Below are 21,806 nucleotides of genomic sequence, written 5' to 3'. Positions count from 1 at the left end.
AACAAGACGCCCCCAAGAGCGCGCATGCGAGGGGGGCTAAGGGCCACAGGCCGCGGCATCGGCACTGCGCGCCCAGGACTCGCGCTCGCGCACGAACGCCGCCTGTTGACGGGCCTTGAAGGCCTCGATGCCGGGCCGTTCGGCCTCCAGGAACCGTTGGTATTCGGCCCACGAGAAACGTCCGTCCTCGATGCGTAACGGCAGCCGGCCGCGCGCGAAATCCGCGCGCATCGCCAGCAGCTCCTCCTCGCTCACGGGGAAAAACCGGATGCGATCGAAAAACCGCAACAGCCACGGGGCACCGTCTACAAACGGCGCGACCGCGGGCCCACGGTTCCACATCTGCAGCGTCCGCCCCACGAATTGATAACCCCCCGGACCCTCCATGCCATAAATGCACAGATAGGCCCCACCTATGCCCACCGCATTCTCCGGGGTCCAGGTGCGCGCCGGGTTGTACTTGGTGGTGACCAGCCGGTGGCGGGGATCGAGCGGGGTCGCGACCGGCGCCCCGAGATACACATCCCCCAGGCCGAGCACGAGATATTCGGCGGCCAAGACAATATCGCGCACCGCCTCCTCGCTGTCTAGCCCGTTGATGCGACGAATGAACTCGATGTTGCGCGGACACCATGGGGCATCGGGACGCACGAGCTGCTGATAACGGGCGGTGGCGAGCCGCGTCTGACTGTCATCCCAGGCAAGCGGCAGATGCACGATGCGCGAGGCCACACAGGCATCGCGCAATTCCCCGAGATCGGCCTCGGCCTCGCAGAGCACGGCCACCAGCGCCGCCTGCGAAAGCCGATCGGGGCGGTAATGGACCTGCAGCGAGCGTATCCCGGGCGTGAGGTCGATCACGGCATCGTTCAGCCGCTCGCGCCGGCGTGACTCAAGCCACTCCATGAGGGCATGGACGCGCAGGCGCAAACCGATATCGAGGATCGGCGGCCCGTACTCGATCAGGACATTGGCATCACCGGCGCGTCGATACACGACCGCAACCCCTGCTTGCGACTCGTCGATGCGCGCGATGATTGCCTCCCGGGCATCACGTTCATGGGCCATGACCGGCAGGCCCGGCCTGAGCGGTGGCGGACGCAGACACAAGGCCTGCTCCTGATCCCTGTGCGATGCACGCGCCGCAGCAAGACTCAGACGCAAAAAACGCACCGTGTCCCCCGGACGCAGCTGCCCGAGCTTCCAAAGGTCCGCGGACACCACCACCGCCGGGCACACGAAGCCCCCGAGGCTCGGCCCATCCGGCCCCAGGATCACCGGCATGTCGCCGGTATAGTCGATCGCGCCTATGGCGTAGGCATTATCATGGATATTCGAAGGGTGGAGACCGGCCTCCCCGCCATCGGGCCGTGCCCATCGCGGACGCGGACCGATCAAGCGCACGCCGGTTCGATTGGACTGCGGATGGACCTGCCAGTCGGCGGCAAAAAAGGCCTCGATGTCGTCTGTGGTAAAGAAGTCATCGGCACCGTGCGGCCCATACAAGACCCCGAGCGTCCAGTGGCGTTCGTAGCGCGGCCGCAGCCGCCGCGACAATTGTCGGCCGATTGCGCTATCGTCCTGGATGGCGGTTATCGTCAGGCGGTCGCCCGCCTTCAGGGCGCGCCCTTCGTGACCGCCAAAACCGCCCAGGGCAAACGTCGCCGCGCTGCCGAGATAGCGATCCGCGACAAAGCCCCCCTGCACGGCCAGATACGCGCGCGCCCCGGCGGTCCGCACCGTGCCGCACAGCAACTCGCTCCCGGCCTCGACCCGGCATACCTGCCACATCGGCAGTACGCGTCCGTCGAGCCGTGCCGAGAATGGCGCGCCGGTGAGCGCGATCAAGGCCGGCGCGTGGAACTTGAGATGCGGGCCGGCAAGTGTCATCTCCAAAGCCACGGCCTCAGGATCGTTACCCACAAGGCCGTTGGCGTACCGATGCGCGAGCGCATCCATGGGCCCCGACGGCGGCACACCCACCTGCCAATACCCGAGCCGTCCCGGCCAGTCCTGGAGGGTCGTCTGCGCCCCACCCTTCAGGACCTCCACCACCGGGGCCCACCGCGGGTCGGATGCCAGGATATCGATATCCTGACGGCCCTCGCGCACCCGCGGATCCTGCGCCCAGGCGCGCAGCCAGTCGCGATTCGTCTCGACCCCGCGCACCACCGTATGCGCCAGCGCCTCATCGAGCGCCTGCCATGCCCGCCCGCGGTCTTCCGCCGCCACACAGATCTGCGCGATCTCGCCATTGCCCGCCGGCCCCACCTCCGATCCCGGTGCGATGGCGGCCGCAACCTGCGCCCCCGGTGGCCACGACACCGTCGCCACGCGTCCCACGGAGCGCGCCAGTCCGCGCGTCCAATCCTCGGCACGCACATGCGCCAGGACCGCATGCCCCAGGGCGCATCGCGGGTCATCGCCAAACGCCCCGTCTTCCCCGGCCGCAAGTCGCAACGTCCACTCGACGATATCGCTGCCGATGACCATAGAGGCCAGCTCGTGCGCGGCCCCGAGCCCCGCGTCCAGGGCTACGAAATAAGGCGCGCGTTCGCGCTCATCATAGATGAAGCGCACCACACCCGCGGATCGATAGCGGACATGGCGCGCCACGCGCACCGCCCCATCCATGAGCTGCCGGCATTCACCGGCCGCCAATCCCCCGGCGGGTGCCTCCTCCAGCAGCGCCCGGCCGTCGCGCCGCAGGCTCACATCGTGCACGCCCAAGGCCCGTACCGCGCCGCGCCCGTCACCCCACACCGGGACCTCCAGGCAACGGGCATGGGCCAGGCGCCTTTCCACACACAGCATCCCAAGACCGGGAGCCGGAGACCGCCGCCACTCCTCCCAGGCCGCGCGCACGGCCTCAGGGTGCGCACACCGCCGCTCCCAGGCGGAGGTCTCGCAGAAGAGCGCCACCGGATAGCCGATCGCCGCCGCCACCGCCAGGATATTCGCCAGATCCCCCAGAGGACGGCTTCTTGCGAGCAGCGGCAGATCCGCCGCGTGGGCGAGTGAGCGCGCGCGCCCGGGGTCCGAGAATGTCTCGATGTCGTCGGCGCGCGCCCCGGCGAAGGCGATCCCACAGCGCGCGAGCGCGCGCCCAAGATGCGCGTCGCGGGCGCGGGCGCCATATCCGGGATGCACGACGTCGGCCCCGGCGGCGGCCGCCAAGACCGTGATCGCGTCTCCATCCGCATCTTCCGCAGTCGCCTGCGGCGCACATGACATAGCGATCCCCAGGCGCTCCAGTGTTCGCCTCACGCGCGCCGCACCGACTCCGGAATCGGCCACCAATACCGTCTTGAACATGACACCTCGCACAGGCGGGCCGTCCCGCGAAATTGCCAGGCTACGGGGTCGTCCCCATGCCGGTCAGTCCTCCGCCGCCTCCCAAGCCATGATGCGAATCGGGGTCGGGTCATAGGCGTTGCAGGGATTGTTCAATTGCGGGCAGTTCGAAATGAGGATCACCACATCCTGCTCGGCGCGCATCTCCACATATTTGCCGGGGGCGGAGACTCCGTCTGCGAATCGCAGGGTGCGGCCTTCCACCGGGACATTCATGAAGAAATTGATGTTGCTGGCAAGGTCCCGCTTGCCAAGGCCCAGGCGCTGGCCGCATGCGCAGTGTTGCGAGGCATGCAGGAAATTGTCCCGGCAGCTGTGCAGATATCCCTTGTCATGACCATAGCGGACGGTGTTGCTCTCCGCGGAACAGGCCCCGCCGAGGGTATCGTGGCGCCCGCAGGTATCGGCGACGATGGTCAGCATCGGCCGCCCCTCTGATGACATCAACACCGAACCGGTCGTGAGATAGAGGGCCCTTTGGGCAACGATGGTGGCCTGCGCGCTGTAGCGCTCGCGACGGTTATGCCGGTTATAAAAAAGCGTATCGACCGCCTGGTTGCCCTTGAGGTCGACGATACGCACGGTCTGGCCGGAAAGCACCTCCCCCATCCACGGCTCGCCCGCCGGGCATACGACATCCCAAAGGGCGTGCGCCGGGTCGTACGCGCTTTCTTGCAATACGGGGTTTGGCATCAGGAATCTCCGAGGTAACGGTGACTGTTCATGAAGGCGCGCGCGTTCTGCACGCAGCGCGCGACGCTAGCGCCGGTGTCGCCCCCTTTCGCGTAGGCTGTGACACGCACATCGGCCGGGGCATAGGTCCCCGGAGTGGCCAAGGGATGGGGGGCCGCCGATATCACACACAGAAGATTCAAGACCGCCGTCCACTCCACGAAATCGCCACAATCGACGTGATCGCCACGCAACGCCACATGGCCCTGGTCGTCGATCGCAAGCGCGCTAAAGAAATTGATCGGCACCACCAGGTCCTCCTTGCCAAGGTCCCACTTGGCGAGTTCGATCAAAAGGCCGTCCTGGCCGCTGCGGTGCATGGCGTTGCGCGCCTGCTCGAAGCGCCGCGCGCCAAAGCACTGCTCGATATGCGCGCGACTCGACGCCCCGCAGATCGGATCATGGTCGCTCACGCTCTCGGCGCAGATCGCCGCCAGCGCCCGCCCCATATCCGACATGAGCACATGCCCGACGCCGAGCGCGGCGGTGTGCTGAGCCTTCAGGGTGTCGGCCATGTTGTAGCGCTCGCCGCGGTCGTCGTCATTAAAGAGCAGCACCGAGGCATTGGCCCCCGGACCGAGCGCCGCAAGCCGCAGGCCCTGGCCGCGGCGCAGCCGAAACGAGGCGTGGCATCCCCCGGGCACGCGCTCCTCCCAGAGCACGGTCCGTTCGCTTGTTTCCCGTTCCTTCATGACTTCCCTCTCTCCTCTGTCATCGACGATGCGCGGGTGCGCGCCGTCATACTTTCCAATAATTCGCGGTCGGCATGGACCGCGGCGGTGGCGCGGATGCGCGCCAGGATCTCGCCTTTCAGTCTCACGAACGCGCCATCGAGCTTGAGGTCCTGGGTGCGCGCGCGGCCCCACGGGATCGTGTGCACCGAGTCCACGCGCCCGGGGTTGGGGGCCAGCACGATCACCCGATCCGCGAGATAGATGGCCTCCTCGACGTCATGGGTCACGAACAAGGCCGTGGTCTTCTCGGCGGCGAACAGATGCAACACCAGGTCATGCATGGTCTCGCGGGTCTGCGCATCGAGCGCCCCGAAGGGCTCGTCCATCAAGAGCACCGCCGGGTTGGCCACCAGCGCGCGGGCAATATTGACGCGCTGCTGCATGCCGCCGCTCAACTGGTTTGGGTAGCTGTCACGGACGCGTGCGAGCCCCATCATGTTGAGCAGGGCCTCGCTTCGTGAAAGATACTCCGACACCTCGCGGCTCGTAGCCTCGGCGTTGACCGCAAGGCCGCGCGAGAAACGCAGGTTCTGCCAGACCGTGAGCCACGGAAACAGGGTCGATTGCTGGAATACCATGCCGCGATCAGGTCCGGGCCCCGTGACCGGGCGTCCGTCCACCCGGATCACCCCTTCGGTGACATCATCGAGCCCGGCGACGAGCCGTAAGAGCGTGGACTTGCCGCACCCCGAGGCCCCGACGATGGCCACGAACTCGTGGTCGGACGCCACCATGTCGAGACCCTTCAGGACCGAGAACGGCACACCGTCACGGCCCTCATAGTCCCGGCCCACGCCCTCCACGCTGACACGCGGCGCGTTCATGGCCGATACCACGGAAAGAGCTGCTTGTGCAGTGTGCGAAACATGAGATCGAAGGTGAGTCCTATGAGACCTATGACGATGATCCCGACGAAGATCTTTGCGGTGTCGAGGAAACGTTGCGCCTGGAGGATGGCAAACCCAAGGCCGCTGTCGGCGGCCACCATCTCGGCCACCACCAGATAGGTCCAGGCCCAACCCATGTTGATGCGCAGGATGTCGACGATCTGTGGCCATGTGCCGCGCCACACGACGAGCTTCATGGCCTCCCCGGGGCGCGCGCCCATGGTGTAGGCGGCCTCCAGATAGCGATCCGGGAGCTTGCGCACGGCATCGGCTACCATCACCACGATCTGGAACACCACCCCTATGAAGATGATCGCGATCTTCGATCCCTCGCCTATGCCCACCCACAGGATGACGAGCGGTATGAAGGCCGAGGCCGGCATGTAGCGCACGAAGTCATTGATCGGCTGCAAGAGCGCCTCACACCATTTGTAGGCACCGATGAAAAGCCCGAGCGGCACCCCGATCAAGGTTGCCAAGACAAAGCCCGTGACCACGCGATAGACGCTGATGCCGGTATCACGCAAAAGCCCGCTCGCATACCAATGGCGCAGCGACATCCACACATCGGCCGGCGACGGCAGAAAAAGCGCTCCTACGAGATGCCAGGCGCAGAGCGCCTGCCAGAAGGCGAGCGGCAGCAAAAACCCCGCGACCGCAAGACCCACGTACAGCGCCCGGGGGATCGGCGCGCGTATGCGCGAAAGCCGAGCACGCACCCGGCCGCGGTGCGCTGCCGCCTTGCGGCCGCCGACACCCGGCCTCCCGTGGGTCCTCACGGTCGCGGTGCCCATCACCGCCCCGCCTGATCCACGATACCGGCGTCGATAAAGGTACGCGGGTTTGGGATCGCCTTGACCATCTTCACCTGTTCCAGGAAACGGCCGGTGTGGATGGTGCTGTTATAGAGCGAGGCGCTCGATGGACCGGGATTCATGGCGATGCGGTTCAGGTGTTTTCCAAAAAGTTTGGTGCCAGACAGGCTTGCGGCATAGACCGCGGGCCTAAGATCCACATGCGGGGCCATGATCGCCGCTGCCTTGCGGGGGTGGGCCTTGATGAAGCGCACGGTCGCAAACCATGCCTTGGCGAGCCCCACGAAATCCTTTCTGTGGGCGGCGACGACGCTATCGCGCGCGACCACGAGGTCGGGGATGAGTCCCGGGGCCTGGGCGCTCGTAAAGAGCGCATGCCCGGCGTGCCGCGCCTCGATCCTCTGGATCCACGGATTCCATACCCCGGCTGCGGCCACGCGTCCGGTGATGAGCGCGGCGGCGGAATCGCCGGTCGACATGTTGACGAAATGAACATCGGCGGCGCTCATGTGATGCTCATGGAGCGCGGTCACATCGAGGTACTCCTCGATCGAATTCATTTCAACCGCGATCGACTTCCCTTTCAGGCCCGCGAACGAATGGATCTTATTGTTCACCATCAAGGCGTCGTTGCCGGCGGAGTTGTCGGTGACCAGGATCACCTTGAGCGGCACCTTCTTCACGACCGGCGCTATGGTATCGATCAGCGCCTGGCAGTTGGCGTCTATGCGCCCGGCCGACAGCGCCTCGACCGAGGTCATATAGCTCGGAAACCACACCAGCCGCACATGCGCCCCGTATTTCTTCAGATAACCGTTGTGCTGCGCCACATACCATGCCACCCACCCCGGCCAGTCCGACAGCCCGAGCGTGATGCGTGCGCTGGCCTGCGTCATGAGGCCCAACTGCCCGCAGACCACAAACCCCGCGGCCACCAGAAGCTTCTTCAATGTGTGCATATCATCCCCTCGCAATTTTCCGTCCGACACAAAAAAACCCGGGACGGCAACACGCTGCCTCCCGGGTTTTTATCCCTCCGTGTACCCCGCGCATCGCGGGGCGGATTCTCTCGGACCGAACACCGCACGCGGCTGGAACCCTAGAATCCGTTACGCCTTCTCGATCGATGAGACCCTAAGCCATGTCATCCTCAAAAAAATCCCTGCAATCGGGTTTAGCAATCTCCATGCCACGCGCGACGAGGCCGCAATCCGCGCCAAAGCGCGGTGCGCGCGCGAGGGCGGCCATGTTGCGCCGGGGAATTGCGTGTCAGAACCGGGCCAAACCGGTGCGCGTGCGCCGTTCTGGTGCGCAAGAAGGCCCGCGGGCGGACCGCTGGGGATTAGCGCGTGACGGGATGCTTGTCGACGATCGTCATGCCGATGGGGGCCACGGCGACCACCGCAAGCTTCAGGTGCTGGATGCCAAACGGGATACCGATGATGGTGACGAAGTTGGCGAACGCCGCCATGATATGGCCGATCGCAAGCCACACCCCGAGCAGCAGGAACCACAACACATTGCCGATGAGCCCCAGAGGGCCCGTACCGATGTCCGGGCGGCCCACCGCGCTGCGACTGACCGCCTCGCGCCCGAACGGCCAGAAGGTGAACTGCCCGATGACAAAGCACGCGCGCGCCCAGGGGATGCCCACGATGGACAAAAGGGCGATCAGACCGGCAAGCCACCAGGCAAGGCCCATGACCGCACCCCCCAGGACAAACCACAGCACATTGCCGATCAACGCGAGCATGGAGACCCTTTTGGCATGACGATATCCCCCAGGCGCGCCGCGCCCCCATTCAAACGACCCGAAACCGTCACCCGATCAAGGGCGCCCCTGACCAAACAGGTGACGCCGCGCCTCCTCGTCCAAGGCGCCGCCCTGGCTTATGCGCGCGCCGGCGGCATAGGCGCGCACCACCGCCGGACGGGCCGCGATCTCCGTAAACCAGCGCTTCAAGTGCGTAAAGCCCTCGATGTCCTGCTGCTGATCGCGATAGGGCACGATCCAAGGATAACAGGCCATGTCGGCGATCGAGTACTCGGGACCGCCCACAAACCGGCTTTCGGCAAGCCTGCGATCGAGCACCCCATAAAGGCGCCTGGTCTCGCGCACGTAACGGTCGATGGCGTAGGGGATCTTCTCCGGGGCGTAGCGCGCGAAGTGATGGTTCTGGCCGGCCATGGGACCGAGGCCCGCCATCTGCCAGTAGAGCCATTGCAGGACCGTAAACCGGGCCCGTATCTCGCTCGGCAGGAAACGCCCGGTCTTCTCCGCAAGGTACTGCAGGATGGCCCCCGACTCGAACAGCCGGATCGGTTCGCCATCGACATCAGGATCGACCAGCGCGGGCATGCGGTTATTGGGGGCTATGGCCAGGAAATCCGGCGCAAACTGTTCACCGCGGCCGATATTGACCGGCATGACGCGATAAGCGAGACCGGCCTCTTCCAGGAAGATCGTGATCTTGTGGCCGTTGGGTGTCGGCCAATAATAGAGGTCGAGCATGGCTATCCTCCCGATGACAGGCGCGGCCTTGATGACCGTTGCCCCGATTCCGCAGACCTGCGATTATAGCCGGCTTTCCCGGCCCATGCCGCACCCTTAAAGCCCGTCATGCCCTTACTGCGTCTCGATGATATCAGCCTCGCCTACGGCCACCACGCCCTGCTCGACCATGCCGCGCTTGCCATCGAGGCCGGCGAGCGCGTCTGCCTCATAGGCCGCAACGGCGAGGGCAAATCCTCGCTCCTGCGCATCGTCGCCGGGACGATCAGGCCCGATGGCGGCACACGCAGCACGCAACCGGGCGCGCGCATCGCGACCCTCGACCAAGAGGTCGACTGCGCCGATACCGCGAACGTCTACGAGATCGTCTCCGGGGGCCTGGCGGCACTCGGCGCCGCGCTTGCCGAATACGATCATCTGACGGGATGCCTCGCCGAGGGCGCCGATGACGAGACCCTGGCGCGCCTAGGGACCGTCCAGCAGATCCTAGACAGCCAGGACGGTTGGCGATTCCAGCAGCGCGTGCACACCGTAATCAGCGAACTGGCCCTCGATCCCCATGCGCGCATGGGCGAACTGTCGGGCGGATGGCGGCGGCGTGTCATGCTCGGACGGGCCCTGGTCGCCGAACCCGACCTCCTGCTGCTCGATGAACCCACGAACCACCTCGATATCGGTGCCATCCTGTGGCTCGAGAACTATCTCGCGAGCTTCACAGGCGGGGTACTGTTCGTCAGCCACGATCGGGCCTTCCTCAGGCGACTTGCCACGCGCATCATCGAACTCGACCGCGGCATTCTGTCATCCTGGCCCGGGACCTATGAGGACTATGGGCGTCGCAAGGCCGAGGCCCTGGCCGCGGAGGAGACGCGCGACGCCCTGTTCGACAAGCGCCTGTCCGAGGAGGAGCGATGGATCCGGCAGGGTATCAAGGCGCGGCGCACGCGTAACGAGGGCCGGGTGCGGGCGCTTGAGGCCATGCGCCGCGAGCATCGCGCGCGACGCGCGCGCGTGGGGCGCGCTGAATTGCGCCTGGACGGCGCCGACCCCTCCGGTCGCATCGTCTTCGAGACCGATCGCCTGACGCTCACCTATGAGCAGCGCGTCCTAGTCCGCGACTTCAGCGTCATCGTGCAACGCGGTGACCGGATCGCGCTCGTCGGTCCCAACGGTGTCGGCAAGACCACCCTCCTGCGCGCCCTTTTGGGCGACGTGGCCCCGGCCGGCGGCTCAATCCGGCGGGGTACACGCCTGGAGGTGGCGTACTTCGATCAGCAACGCGAGCAGCTCGATCCCGAGGCCACGGTCATGGACAGTGTCGGCGAAGGACGGCTCACCATCACCGTCGGCGGCCGCCAGGAGCACGTCGCGGGCTACCTGCGCCGCTTCCTGTTTCCACCAGAACGCCTGCGCTCGCCGGTTGCCATGCTCTCCGGCGGCGAACGTAACCGCCTCTTGCTCGCGCGCCTGTTCGCCAAGCCCACCAACCTCCTCATCCTGGACGAACCGACCAACGACCTGGACGCCGATACCCTGGAGCTCCTCGAGGAGACCTTGATGGAGTTTACGGGCACGATCCTGATCGTAAGCCACGATCGCGCCTTCATAGACCACGTGGCCACCAGCACGTGGCTGTTCGATGGCCAAGGCGGCGTCTCCGAATACGTCGGTGGCTACAGCGACCTGCCATCGCCCGCGCCACCCTCGATACCCCCCGCGGGCCCGAAGGTCCCGACCGCGAAGACCTCGACCCCGCCCGCCGTCACGCCACCGCGCAAGCGCCCCTACAAGGAACAACGCGAGCTCGATGAGCTCCCGGCGCGCATCGAGGCCCTGGAGGCCGAGCGCGCCTCGCTTCAGGCCGCCAGCGCCGATGGGCGCTTCTATGAGCAGGATCAGGCCAAGATCGCGGGCCTTTTCGAGCGTCTGGCCGCCATCGAAAGGGAGTTGCGCGCGCACTATGCGCGCTGGGAGGCCCTCGAGTCGTCGTGACCCATCCGCGACTGCAATTGTCGCCCAGACGCCGGCGGCCGCAAAGGGAGAAGGATTCCGGCCTTAGTCCTGGAGCTGATCGGGAGATGATCGGGGAAAACCGCGGCCCGCGGGCCGGGAATGGGCCTTGATCACGGCCGACCCATCGCCGCCCCACCGGGGCCTGCCATGCCACCGGGGCCTGCCATGCCACCGGGGCCTATCGTGGGGCCCGGTCTTGGACTCATCATGCCCCCACCGCTCCCCGGCATCCCGGTCGCGCCCCCCGGTCCCGATAATGATCCGGGGCCCATCGGCGATCGCAACCCCAGCCCGCCTCTCAGCATCCCACCAAGGTGCCGGGGTCCTTGTCCCGCGGCGGCCTTGCGGGCGAGCGCCCTATCGAGCACGAGCAACCTGTGTCGCGACACGCCTTTGCGCCGGGCCTCGCCCAGTGTGCGTACGACATCGCCACGCCCCATACCCCAGCCGCGCAGATCGGTCGCCACCTGGACATAGATCGATAGCCGCGACACCGTAAGTCGTCGCCGGCCCAAGAGGCGATCGAGCGCGGCCCCATCGAGCCCCGCGCGACGCGCGATCACGAGATCCGACAGCGCGTGGCGCACCGCGCGCGGGTGGTGGCCGACGGACGCGGGCGTGGCGTGGCGATCGAGCGTCCGCCGCGCACCCTGCAGATCCCGGGCAAACACACGCAGGCCGTCGGTAATGCGTGCAGCCGGCACCCCTTTCACGAGGCCCTCGAAGATCTGATCCACGGCCAGCGACACCGGGAGTCTCTCGTGATGCAGCGCCGATAAACGCCGCGCCCAGCGCTCGACGGTCGCCACCCCCACCCCCGCGGCGTGCGCCTCGCGCACCAACCTATGCGCCTTGGGCGCGGATACGCCGGCGTGCCGTAGCGCCGCCGCCGGTGACACCGACGCCCACGCCGCCGTACCGGCGGCCAGCATCGCGAGCCCGGCCCAGAGCAGCAGGCGCGCGTATCTCATGCCGCCATCCCCCGCGATCCGACGATGATCACCGAATTCCGGCCCCCGAAGCCATCGGGACGATAGCCCTCGGCATGCGGATCGGGCATCACATGATGCCCGTTCACCACGAACACATAGCTGTACTGTCCGGCACGCAAGGGGATGCGCACCGTCCACAGGCCATGACCGCGCGCATGCAGCGCGATGCGCCGCCCCCAGCCGTTGAAACTGCCGGCCACCGCCACCTGCTCGGCCTGCGGCATCCTGAGCGAAAAACGCACAAAGCGCGTGCCCGCCGGCGCCACGCGTGCGGTCCCCGCGTGCAGCAGCAGGGCCGCCGCCAAAACCCCGATCGCGACCCCGGCGGCGATCACCCACGGGCGCATCAGGGCGCGGCGCGGTCGCCGCCCCTCGGCAGTCTCGATGCGCGCCATCACCCGATCCACGAAATCGTCGGCCACGGCCGGCTGCCGCCAGCGCCTCAAGGCCGCGTCGATCTCGCCTTCCGAAAGTAGTCTGTCAGTCTCGTCTGCCATACGCCCCACCGCCGCTCAGTATCCGCCGCAACCGTTCGCGCGCGCGCAGGGCGCGCACCTTGGCCGCCCCGACGCTCGTACCCAGGATCTCGGCGACCGTCTCGAAGCCCTCCTCCATGACATACTTCAACACCAAAAGCTCGCGATCGCCCGCGCCCAGTTGCGCGAGCGCGGCGGCAAGCCGCAGCCCATGCTCGCGCCCGAGCGCCTGATCCTCGGGCCCCTCTTCGTAACGCATGTCATAATCGTCATCGCCGCGCAACTCCGGGCGGCGACGCGCGGCGCGATGCTCGTCACGCACCTTGTTGACCGCGATCTGACAGAGCCATGTCGAAAATCGCGACGCCTCGCGGTACTGATCAAGGTGCTCAAAGGCCGCGAGAAAGGTCTGTTGCGCGAGGTCGTCGACATCGGCCTCGGGCGCCAATCGTGCGATGACGCCGTGCACCATGCGCGCGTAGCGCGTGACGAGCGGTCGAAACGCCGCCCTGTCCCCGGCAAGACAGCGCGCGATCCAGGCGCGCTCTTCGTCATCCCCATGGTCCCGATCCTCCACCGGCTCGGTCATCGTCACCGCCACCGGTCGCAAGCGGCGGGTACGCCCACCAATCGTCTCTTTCTAGCGCCCCACCACCAGCAGATCGTTGTGGCCGCCAAGACCATCGCGCACGCGCGGCGCATGCCGCCCCAGACGCCAATGACCGTCGACCCGAAACCCATACTCATAAAGCCCCGGCGCCACCGCTAGGCGGCGCCGGAATACCCCGTGCCGGCCCCGATGCAATGCCACGCAGCGCCAATGAGCGAAACTGCCGCATACGAGAACCTTGCGCGCCGCAGGGGCATATAGGCGAAACGGGACCTCGTGCGCTGCAGCACAACCCAACCCAAAGACCGCAAGGATGCCTATAGATACCCATCCTCGCCCTCTTCTGCCCCTATTCGTCGCTGCCATGCCCCCACTATAGCAATCCTCCTCGCGGCCGCCAAAGACCCCTAGAAAGTGGCCCCGAGCCCGGCAGCGTAGATCGTTGTATGAAACCCCGGACCGCCTGCCACTGTCACATATTCGCGGCTCGCCTGGGCCCGCACGTAGATCCCGTGTCCGAGCTCCTGAAGCCATCCGAGACTTCCCGCGTCCGATGTCCGGATCGAGGCCGTCGGGATGTTGTAGCGATCATGGGCGCGTGCCGCCGACAGTGTGATCACGTCCGATGTGATCGGCTTCCAGTTGACAGCGAGGGTGGCGCTGTAGCCGCGATAGGTGCTGAAATTCTCTTGGCCGCGGGCGTCGTCGTATTCGCCGGTCTCGCCCACCCAGAGCGTTTGGCTGCCCTCTTTGAAGTGTAGTCGCGCCATATAAGTCGCCAGATCCCGAGCGCTATTGCTAAATCGCACCGCCTCTCCGCCCACGGTTGCGAGCATCGAGGCGTTCTGCCCCAGATCATGAAACACACCGACCGATCCTCCGAAGACGTCGTTATCGAGAACCGTGAAGCGGCGCAGGCGATTGGCCTGCAGATTGGCCGACACGACGAAAGCGCCGCGATTCTTGTCGAAGCCTTTATAGGCCCCGACGTAGCCGGAGTAGACGCCCATAAGCACGGACTGGGCGGCCAGACCCCCCGTTGCCCCCGTGAAATTGCTTTCCCAGAGGGCTCCTGCGTCCACGCCTCCGAAGATCGCCGCCTGCGCAGCGCCCATACCGACAACCACCCCCCCGACAACCATCCCCATGGCCACCGTCATTACGCGGATTCTCTTGTTCACAACCCCTCCCTTAACCATTGTCCGTGACTCTTAACGTGTACCCGAACCGTTCATGCCCGACGGCCCCATTCCCCCTTGAGGGCTCGACATAGTCTGTCCCGACGGAGACATGAAGCCGTTTGAGCCATAGCCGCCGATCGGGCTTCTGACGGTCGTGCCGGCACCGTTGAATTGTGCGCGCGGCGAGAAATAGCCGTTTTCGGGCGAGGCGATTTGCTGATGCAAGGTCTGGGCGCCGAGACCCTCCCCACCCCCGCCGCGCGTCGTCGAAAGCGTCCCCGCCCAGACCGGCGTGGCCGCCACCACCCACAACACCAATACCATTGGAAGACTTCCGTGATTTTTCATGACATCCTCCTCGTTACCGTCGAAAAGGCGGGGGAGGCCGAGACCCCTCCCGCCGGACCCGATCAACCGTATCAGGGCCGACCCATGGAGCCGCCACCGGCGCCAGCCCCGGCACCCATCCCGCCAGGTCCGCTCATGGCGCCAGCACCCGCACCCGCACCGGCACCCATGGCCCCGGTCATGCTGCCGGCGGGGGCGTTGCCCATGCCATTCACATTAGCACCCATGGCACCCGGGGTCGGATTCATACCCGTCGGCTGGCCGACCGGAGACGAAGGATGAGCGAAACGATCACCGGCGTTCGATGAGCGAAAACTCGAAGAATGGCTCACATTCGCCGTCAGACTCTCGCGATAGGCGACCTTCTCTGGAACGCCCTTATGAATACGCACCGTATACTGGTGGGTAAGCTTCGCCAGGGCGCGACCGCGGAGACCGTCTTTCAGTCCCTCGACCACGAGACGCGCCGTGGCCAAAGGCTCGGTGCCCATCTTCACCGCCTTCGTGAAGGCATGGCATGTCGCCGCGACATCCCTCGCCCCTTCGGCCTTCGTAAAGGCCTGGGTCAAGACTCTGGCATAGGCCGTCTGCGCCTGTGATTTCAAGGTCGCGCCGTTATAGTCGCTCTTGGGTAGGGTCGGAAGATGCTGAAGGCCTTGCGCGAACTTGGCGGCCGCAGGGCCCCGGTAATGACGGGCGGCCTCATGCGCGATCCGTGCCGCCTCGTTCGCCGTGAAGCCCTGATGGCGCAGGGCGACCTCAACCTTGCCCGTGAAGGTCGTGGACGCGGCAAACGCCGGCAGGGCGGCCGTGAGTGCCAGTACTGTCAATCCCGTTCGTATCATCATTGTACGTGCTCCCTTGGAAGGCAAGGTCCCCATGACCTCCCTTTTCACCCACTAAGACGGCCGGGCTCGGTGAAAGGTTACAACGACCGATGCAGCGGCCATCACGCCGACCCCGCGTTTATCGCGCGGCGATTATCCACCTTTGGGAGCGGCCCGGCCCATGCTATGGTGACGGGCACCGCGCCGGTACCCCGGCCGGCCTATCGCCCTGGTCCCGGCGGACCGGCCCGATGGCCTTGCCGACACAATGGCCGCCACCCGAGATGCGCACCAAGACCACGACCCGAAAACGCCTGGCCTGCCCGAAAGGATCGACGCCAAGCCAGCGCCGCGCCTATCTGGCCCTGCATGCCTTCTGTCTGGCACCCTCCGAGACCGCGGGACTGCGGGTGCTGTCGGGTTATGCCGGCACCGGCAAGACCTGGTTGGCCGTGCACCTCATCGAGGCGGCGTGCCGAAGCGGCCTCAAGGTCGCGGTGTGCGCCCCCACCCACAAGGCGGTCTCGGTCATCACCGCCAAGCTCGCGCGCCCGGTGCGCGCCAAGGTCTGGGCCGGCACGCTTCATGCGCTGCTTGGCTTAAAGCTGCGCGAGACCCACGAAGGGGTGATGCGTATCACCCTGGATCGCCACCCGAAGACCCTGTATTTCGAGGCATACGATCTCGTGTTCGTCGACGAATCGAGCATGGTCGGGCCGGATCTGCTGGCATATATCGAACGGTTCGTGCGTAGCGCGCGCACGCGCGTGGTCTATATAGGGGACCCCGGGCAATTGCTACCCGTGGAGGAAACACCCGTCGGCGATGATCGCCAGCAGGGGCTTGCCCTCGGCGAGCAGGGCGCCCTGGCGCCGCCGGTGTTCGCATCCGGGGCCGAGCGTCACGATCTGACCGAGGTTGTCCGCCAAAAGTCGACCGGTCGGCCCCATCCCATCATCCAGCTCGCCGGCGAGATCCGCCGCTATATCGAAGGCGAGATCCGCGGCACATTCGGGCCGGAGGCCATCGGTCGCTATCTGGCCGAACGCGCCGGCGAAATGCCGGGGGTGCATCTCGCACGCGCCATTCAGACCGCCGAGGGGGCGGTGACCCTGCGCAGGCGGCGTCCGGCCAAGGACATCCGCGTGATCGCCTGGCGCAATCGCGTGGTCGACGAGCGCAACCGCTACATCCACAAAGGGCTGTCGGCGTTGTATGGGCAAGATGACGGGAAGACCTTTGACGAGGCGCCGTTCTGGCCGGGCGAGACCTTGATCGCGCGCGAGACCCTATACGCCTTCCACTGCGAAGTGCGCATGGCCGAGCGTACGCCGAAGGCCTGGGAAGAGGCCCTGGCCCCGGTCGAGGGGGATGGATCACCACGCGGCGCCGATCGCGAACGCCGGGACGCGCTCGTGGATCTCATCGCCAACAACACGGAACTGACCGTGACGTTATGCGAACCCCTGCGCCATCCCTACCTCGACATAGCCGCCTGGCGGGTGCAGGCCCAGGCCCCAGGCGCGGAGCCGGTCGAGATCTTCCTCGCGCGCGACGCCGGCGAGCACCAACGGCTGGTGCGTAAGACATGGGCGGCCTATCGCGCCGCCGACCATCGCTCGCCCGAGGACTTCCGCCGCGCCTGGGCGGTGACGCGCGCCTGTGCGCCGGTCATGCACGCCTATGCCGTGACCGCCCACAAGGCCCAGGGGAGCACCTTCCACTACGCCCTCATCGATGTCGCCGACCTCTATGGCATGGCCGCCGGCGGCCATGCCGACGATTATCATAGGGCGCTGTACGTGGCCGTCACGCGCGCCGCCGAGCAGGTCTGGTTGTGCCTGTGATGGCGGGCACCAGCCCTCGCGCATCGCCTGCGCGAGAGAGGCGCTACCAGCCGAACTCCCCGCAAAAGGCCCCCCCACGATAATCGAGGCGCAGCCAATGGGGACGGAAGGCCTGGCGCCGGCTGAGCGGGAAATCCATGAGCGGCAGATCCTCGAGCGCGGCATCGTTCGGTAGGGCACAATGCCGCGCCATCACCGGATGAAACCACGCCACGAGCCGCGGGTGGCCGTCGGATGATGGCAGGGGAACGCTATCCGCGGGCGGCGGGCGGTCCCAAAGCAAGCGTTTGCGGATGAGGCAGCTGAAGAAAAGCTCCATCTCCACATATAAGGGTGCGGCGCGCGCATCAAGGGCCCGCCGTGCCGCCGGGCTCAGTTCCACGCGCCATTCGCCTGATCGCGCCGACGATACGCTCCCGCCGTCCATCACCCCCGCGCCGGCCATGTCAGGGGGGCCCGGCATCGCCTGGCGGCACGACACGCAGCCAGCCGCTAGGGCAGTTCGGTATGCGCGGGTAGTACCCCTGCGGATTCCGACAGTAGTAATAGTAGGTCGGCTGCGGCGGGGGCGGCGGCGGATAATAATTGCGCTCTATGATGACCCGTCGCCGCGGGGCAAAGGCGCGAAAACCGAACCATAGCGGGAACCAGTCGTCGTCGCCGCCGTCATCATCGTCGTCATCGACCTGCAGGAGTTGCGGGTGCATGGTCCACATCACCGCGCGCGTCGCATACGCCTCGCGGGCGGCCACGACGAACAGGCTGCCGGCCAGCGCTACAGCGGTGACAAAGGGATGTTTTATGGTCATCTCCATTCCTCTCGAGACACCAAGCTTGGCTCCAGCATAACGCATCGGCGGCCGCGAAGAATCGTCCCGCTGTGTCATTTTGTTATCGCAAGGCGACGAACGCGCCGAATAGAGCGATAACCGTCCAGGCCAGGAGCTGCGGGCTCGTCGGCCGCCCATGCACCACATAGTGGGCGGTATGCTCGCAGTTATTGCGCAGGAGATGGTAGCCACGCGGCGCCCGCAAGACCGCCGTGCCTTGGGCCAGCACGCGGTCACGGTAGCGCGCCGGCGTCGGCTGCACGCGTATCGCCCGTCCGGCCGCAAACTCATCGACGCTCGACAGATGCTCGCCCAAGCGGGGACTATTATGCAATACCCGGCCGTCGAACCATGCCACCCCGACATGCTCGTGCAAGCCCTTGTTGCGTTTCAGGATGTCGCCCGGACGAATGATCGCGTACGACGCCGACATGAGACCTCCGATCATAAGGCCTCCCTGCCGTCTGCCACGCCGCTCCGGCGTCCTCATCACCCTGCGCACGCCGCCACCCGGGCAAACCCAGTTCGCCTCGGGCTTATGGCCTGCGCGCCGGCCTTTTAGCCTAGCCCAGCCGCCCACGGAAATCCACCGGGCTACCCAAAGCCGCGTGCGCGACACCCCAGACACCGGCCCCTCCCACGCCGCCTGCGGCGCGCGGAGCCTATCTGACGTTATGATAGACTCGTTGCCGTCAACGACTCAGGCGCCGGAGCAACGGAGGGCACAACGCGTGAAACACTCTCGCATCACAAACGGGGCGCCGGCCGGTCGCGCCGCGCACCCCGGCCGGGCGCGTCCGCACAAAAGACCCGTAGACGAGGTGTCACCGCCGGCGGACGCCGCCATCGACGCGCCACCCGCGGCCCATCGGACCGCACACCCCCGGGTTTGCGCCTGATGCGTAACGCCTGGTACGGGCGTGCGGCGCTCGCGGCCTTGTTCGTCATCGGGCTCTACCCTTTGAGCCCCTACTTCGTGCCGCTTTTCATGGGGGCGGTCTTGTGTACCGTGGGTTGGCGCGTACAGCTCACCGTCGAACGCGCCTTGAGCCTGCCGCGCTGGGGCGGGGCCGCGCTGCATGCCTTGACCTGGCTTGCGGTCATCGTGCTGCCATCCTGGCTCGTCATCCAGACGCTCGCCGCCAAACTGGCACCGCGCATCGCGCGCTGGAAGAGCGGCGCGCCGCTCGTGACGGTGCCCCCGCAGCTCGCCCATACGCGCTTCATCGGGCCCTGGCTCGCGCAGCACCTCCATAAGCTCAACGCCAACGTGCTGGTCCATTATCTCGGCAATCACTCGGACCTCATCAAGGCAAGCCTCGGGCACATCTGGATCTTTCTGCTGCATACCCTGATCGCGAGCGCCGTGGTGTTTTCGCTCGCCCTGCGCGGCGAGAAGATGCGCGCGGAGCTGATCTGGATCGCCGAGACCCTATGGGGGCCGCGCGGCCAGCAGGTGCTGACCGCCGCGGCCGACGCGGCACGCTCGGTGATGCTCGGCATCATCGGCGTGGGACTGGTCGAAGGAGGGCTCATCGGCCTCAGCTATGGGCTCGCCGGCATGCCCCTGTGGTCGATCTGGCTGATCGCCACCGCCCTGCTGTCGGCGATCCCGTTCGGCGCCGGGGCCGTGCTCGCGCTGGTGTGTGGCTGGCTCATGCTCACAGGCCACGTGTTTGCCGGCCTGCTCACCGCCGCTTGGGGGGCTGCGGTCATCACCGCCGCCGACCTGCTGCTGCGTCCGCTCGTGACCGGCAAGGCGAGTTCGGTGCCGTTCATGGCCCTGCTGCTCAGCATCCTCGGCGGGGCCAAGGTGTTCGGGCTGGTGGGGGTCATCGCCGGCCCCCTGCTCATCATGCTCGCGGCATCGCTGTGGCAGTCGTGGTTGCGTCAGTCGCAGCTTCCCCCGCCGGCATGAGCGTCGGGCGCCACACCGGCGCCAACACGAAACGCAGGTGGCCATGCGCGGTCTTCAGGGCCTTGTAGACCATCGCCGGGTCGGGGCCCTCGGCGAACACAAAACCGAGATAGCTCGCCCCCTCCGGCAGCGGCACGAGTTCCTGCCCTTCGCGGGCATCGATCACCACCTCGACCACCCCCGGCACGCGATCGGCGGCCATGAGCCCCTCGACACGCTTCAGGATGCCAAGCCCCGGAATCGGGATCATGAGTACGCCCGCGGCGCCCGCGCGCGCGCCGACCGCCACCTCCTCTCCCAACGCGTGACGCACGACGAGATCCTCGAGCGACAGCCCGGTCCCGAACCGCAACAACCGCCCGCACAGACCCCCAATGGTGCGCGCCGCGATCTCGATCACCCACACGCCCTCGGCGTTCAACCGGCACTCGGCATGGATCGGGCCTTCGCGCAGGCCATAGGCACGCGCGCCGCGCTCCACGACCTCGCGTACCGTCTCACGCGTCGCGGCATCCAGTCGCGAGGGCGTTATGTAATAGGTCTCCTCGAAAAACGGTCCATCGAGCGGTTCGGGCTTGTCGAAGATCGCGAGCGTCCGCAAGATGCCACCCGTGAGCAGGCCCTCGAGCGCAATCTCGAAACCCGGCACGAAGCGCTCGACGAGCGCCCGGTTCCACACCGCCCTCTCATCACGTCCGAGAATGGTGCAAAGCCGCGCGATCGCGGCGCGCAGCCCGGGCTCGTCGTCTGCGCGCATCACCCCACGGCTGCCCGATAGGGCGACCGGCTTCAACACCAGCGGGTAGGGAAGATCGGTGAGCGCCGGCAGCGCGCCATCGAGCGCCAGCACCCGATGCCACGGGACCGGGACGCCGGCCGCCTGCAAGACCGCACGCGCCCGATCCTTGCGACGCGCGATCGCGAGCGCCTGCGGCGGGTTAGCGGCAAGCCCGAGACGCGGGGCGAGCGCCCCGGCGACCTCTGTCCCCCAGTCGTCGAGTCCCAGGATCGCCTGAAATACCCCGCCGCGATCCATCTCCTTGCGCACGGCGTGCTCGCAGGCATCGAGGTCGTCCAAGGGCAGGCGCAGACCGGGGAGTCCGCTGCTCACCACATTCGCCGTACCCTCGCTGACCAGTACCACCTCCGCGCGTGCGCTGGCGGCGGCCAGAAACGGCGCCGTCCGGTAGGACCCGAACGGCGCTATGAGCAGGAGTCGCGGTCGCCTTAATGACTCCCGCACCCGCCGCCACCGCACCCGCCGCACGCCCCACCGCCCCCGGAGCGCGCGAACACGTTGCGGAACAGGAAGCGCGGCTCACCGTCCTCGGTGTAATCGATCTCGGCGCCCTCCAGATAGCTCAAGGCCACCGCATCCACGAAGATCTTCAGGCCATCCTTCGCCCAGACGGCATCACGCGGCCCTTCGGCCTCGGCCATCACCATGCCATAGGTCATGCCGCTGCAGCCGCCGCCCGAGACGTAGACCCGTATCCCGATCACCCCGTCACCCGCCGCCTGCGCGACGATCTCGCCAAGCTTCGTGTGCGCCGGACCGGTCACCTGGATCTCGTCTGTGAGCTGCGCCGGAAACGCCGGCATGGTGCTTGCCACCGCCTGTTCTTGCCCCATCATGAGAACCTCCTTCGGAAAGCCCCAGTATAGCGCCCGCGGCGACATCTCGTAAGGGCGCCTTCCTAAGGGGCCCCGGGCTCCGTTATACTGGCGAT

General features: G+C 66.7%; 23 protein-coding genes and 1 riboswitch. Of the genes, 3 read left to right on the top strand and 20 right to left on the bottom strand.

Translation table 11 applies throughout. The features are described from left to right. Window positions 1-36 precede the first annotated feature (36 nt). From C4901_RS07295 to C4901_RS07260, 8 genes are all read right to left on the bottom strand, one after another. Window positions 37-3,315 carry a 5-oxoprolinase/urea amidolyase family protein gene (locus C4901_RS07295; protein WP_110136759.1) on the bottom strand — a complete coding sequence of 1,093 codons (3,279 nt, stop codon included), beginning with the start codon at window positions 3,313-3,315 and terminating at the stop codon, window positions 37-39. A gap of 63 nt (window positions 3,316-3,378) precedes the next feature. After that, window positions 3,379-4,047, bottom strand: coding sequence for an urea amidolyase associated protein UAAP2 (locus C4901_RS07290; protein ID WP_110136758.1), 669 nt, complete (start codon window positions 4,045-4,047; stop codon window positions 3,379-3,381). Continuing rightward, window positions 4,047-4,778, bottom strand: coding sequence for an urea amidolyase associated protein UAAP1 (locus C4901_RS07285; protein WP_110136757.1), 732 nt, complete (start codon window positions 4,776-4,778; stop codon window positions 4,047-4,049). Before C4901_RS07285 ends, C4901_RS07290 begins: the two co-directional genes overlap by 1 nt. After that, window positions 4,775-5,644: an ABC transporter ATP-binding protein gene (locus tag C4901_RS07280; protein ID WP_110136756.1), complete on the bottom strand. Its 870-nt coding sequence runs from the start codon at window positions 5,642-5,644 to the stop codon at window positions 4,775-4,777. The genes C4901_RS07285 and C4901_RS07280 overlap by 4 nt, the downstream gene beginning before the upstream one ends. Further along, the gene (locus tag C4901_RS07275) at window positions 5,641-6,501 is read right to left on the bottom strand and encodes an ABC transporter permease (protein ID WP_110136755.1); all 861 of its coding nucleotides are present in this window, start codon (window positions 6,499-6,501) and stop codon (window positions 5,641-5,643) included. The genes C4901_RS07280 and C4901_RS07275 overlap by 4 nt, the downstream gene beginning before the upstream one ends. After that, the gene (locus C4901_RS07270; protein WP_110136754.1) at window positions 6,501-7,481 is read right to left on the bottom strand and encodes an ABC transporter substrate-binding protein; all 981 of its coding nucleotides are present in this window, start codon (window positions 7,479-7,481) and stop codon (window positions 6,501-6,503) included. The genes C4901_RS07275 and C4901_RS07270 overlap by 1 nt, the downstream gene beginning before the upstream one ends. A gap of 56 nt (window positions 7,482-7,537) precedes the next feature. Continuing rightward, window positions 7,538-7,636, bottom strand: a riboswitch (guanidine-I (ykkC/yxkD leader). A gap of 228 nt (window positions 7,637-7,864) precedes the next feature. Continuing rightward, entirely contained in the window at window positions 7,865-8,275 is a 411-nt protein-coding gene (locus tag C4901_RS07265) for a YccF domain-containing protein (protein WP_110136753.1), read from the bottom strand. Window positions 8,276-8,350: 75 nt separating this feature from the next. Further along, window positions 8,351-9,034 carry a glutathione S-transferase N-terminal domain-containing protein gene (locus C4901_RS07260; RefSeq protein WP_110136752.1) on the bottom strand — a complete coding sequence of 228 codons (684 nt, stop codon included), beginning with the start codon at window positions 9,032-9,034 and terminating at the stop codon, window positions 8,351-8,353. Window positions 9,035-9,142: 108 nt separating this feature from the next. Between C4901_RS07260 and C4901_RS07255 the strand changes: the two genes are divergently transcribed. Next, window positions 9,143-11,026, top strand: a complete 1,884-nt coding sequence (locus C4901_RS07255; RefSeq protein ID WP_110136751.1) for an ATP-binding cassette domain-containing protein — start codon at window positions 9,143-9,145, stop codon at window positions 11,024-11,026. A gap of 131 nt (window positions 11,027-11,157) precedes the next feature. Here the strand turns inward: C4901_RS07255 and C4901_RS18970 are convergent, their stop codons facing one another. From C4901_RS18970 to C4901_RS17260, 7 genes are all read right to left on the bottom strand, one after another. Beyond that, complete coding sequence (locus tag C4901_RS18970; protein WP_110136750.1) at window positions 11,158-12,018, bottom strand: hypothetical protein; 861 nt, start codon at window positions 12,016-12,018, stop codon at window positions 11,158-11,160. After that, complete coding sequence (locus C4901_RS07245; RefSeq protein WP_110136749.1) at window positions 12,015-12,536, bottom strand: glycogen-binding domain-containing protein; 522 nt, start codon at window positions 12,534-12,536, stop codon at window positions 12,015-12,017. The genes C4901_RS18970 and C4901_RS07245 overlap by 4 nt, the downstream gene beginning before the upstream one ends. Beyond that, a complete protein-coding gene (locus tag C4901_RS07240; protein WP_145960651.1) occupies window positions 12,520-13,104 on the bottom strand; it encodes an RNA polymerase sigma factor in 585 nt (194 codons plus the stop codon). The genes C4901_RS07245 and C4901_RS07240 overlap by 17 nt, the downstream gene beginning before the upstream one ends. A gap of 51 nt (window positions 13,105-13,155) precedes the next feature. Next, window positions 13,156-13,491, bottom strand: coding sequence for a glycogen-binding domain-containing protein (locus tag C4901_RS17620; RefSeq protein WP_240611841.1), 336 nt, complete (start codon window positions 13,489-13,491; stop codon window positions 13,156-13,158). 41 nt (window positions 13,492-13,532) lie between these two features. Continuing rightward, entirely contained in the window at window positions 13,533-14,306 is a 774-nt protein-coding gene (locus C4901_RS17615) for a hypothetical protein (protein ID WP_168185614.1), read from the bottom strand. Window positions 14,307-14,336: 30 nt separating this feature from the next. After that, window positions 14,337-14,654 (bottom strand): hypothetical protein, encoded by a 318-nt coding sequence (locus C4901_RS07230; protein WP_145960650.1) that lies wholly within the window; start codon window positions 14,652-14,654, stop codon window positions 14,337-14,339. A 71-nt stretch (window positions 14,655-14,725) separates the two neighbouring features. Then, the gene (locus tag C4901_RS17260) at window positions 14,726-15,502 is read right to left on the bottom strand and encodes a hypothetical protein (RefSeq protein WP_145960649.1); all 777 of its coding nucleotides are present in this window, start codon (window positions 15,500-15,502) and stop codon (window positions 14,726-14,728) included. 230 nt (window positions 15,503-15,732) lie between these two features. Between C4901_RS17260 and C4901_RS07220 the strand changes: the two genes are divergently transcribed. Continuing rightward, entirely contained in the window at window positions 15,733-17,328 is a 1,596-nt protein-coding gene (locus tag C4901_RS07220) for an ATP-dependent RecD-like DNA helicase (protein WP_168185613.1), read from the top strand. A gap of 43 nt (window positions 17,329-17,371) precedes the next feature. Here the strand turns inward: C4901_RS07220 and C4901_RS07215 are convergent, their stop codons facing one another. The 3 genes from C4901_RS07215 to C4901_RS07205 form a co-directional block, all read right to left on the bottom strand. Further along, window positions 17,372-17,710 carry a hypothetical protein gene (locus tag C4901_RS07215; protein WP_145960648.1) on the bottom strand — a complete coding sequence of 113 codons (339 nt, stop codon included), beginning with the start codon at window positions 17,708-17,710 and terminating at the stop codon, window positions 17,372-17,374. A gap of 64 nt (window positions 17,711-17,774) precedes the next feature. Then, window positions 17,775-18,137, bottom strand: a complete 363-nt coding sequence (locus tag C4901_RS07210) for a hypothetical protein (RefSeq protein WP_145960647.1) — start codon at window positions 18,135-18,137, stop codon at window positions 17,775-17,777. 82 nt (window positions 18,138-18,219) lie between these two features. Further along, a complete protein-coding gene (locus C4901_RS07205; RefSeq protein ID WP_110136741.1) occupies window positions 18,220-18,606 on the bottom strand; it encodes a hypothetical protein in 387 nt (128 codons plus the stop codon). 450 nt (window positions 18,607-19,056) lie between these two features. On the opposite strand from C4901_RS07205, the gene C4901_RS07200 reads away from it, so the two are divergent. Continuing rightward, the gene (locus C4901_RS07200; RefSeq protein WP_110136740.1) at window positions 19,057-20,076 is read left to right on the top strand and encodes an AI-2E family transporter; all 1,020 of its coding nucleotides are present in this window, start codon (window positions 19,057-19,059) and stop codon (window positions 20,074-20,076) included. On the opposite strand, the gene C4901_RS07195 is transcribed toward C4901_RS07200, so the two are convergent. Beyond that, a complete protein-coding gene (locus tag C4901_RS07195; protein WP_110138566.1) occupies window positions 20,012-21,319 on the bottom strand; it encodes an ATP-grasp domain-containing protein in 1,308 nt (435 codons plus the stop codon). The genes C4901_RS07200 and C4901_RS07195 overlap by 65 nt on opposite strands. After that, window positions 21,304-21,711, bottom strand: a complete 408-nt coding sequence (locus tag C4901_RS07190) for an iron-sulfur cluster assembly accessory protein (RefSeq protein WP_168185612.1) — start codon at window positions 21,709-21,711, stop codon at window positions 21,304-21,306. Before C4901_RS07190 ends, C4901_RS07195 begins: the two co-directional genes overlap by 16 nt. Window positions 21,712-21,806: the final 95 nt, after the last annotated feature.

This window comes from Acidiferrobacter sp. SPIII_3, from assembly GCF_003184265.1.
Taxonomy (GTDB): domain Bacteria; phylum Pseudomonadota; class Gammaproteobacteria; order Acidiferrobacterales; family Acidiferrobacteraceae; genus Acidiferrobacter.
This window is presented reverse-complemented; position numbering and strand designations above follow the sequence as displayed.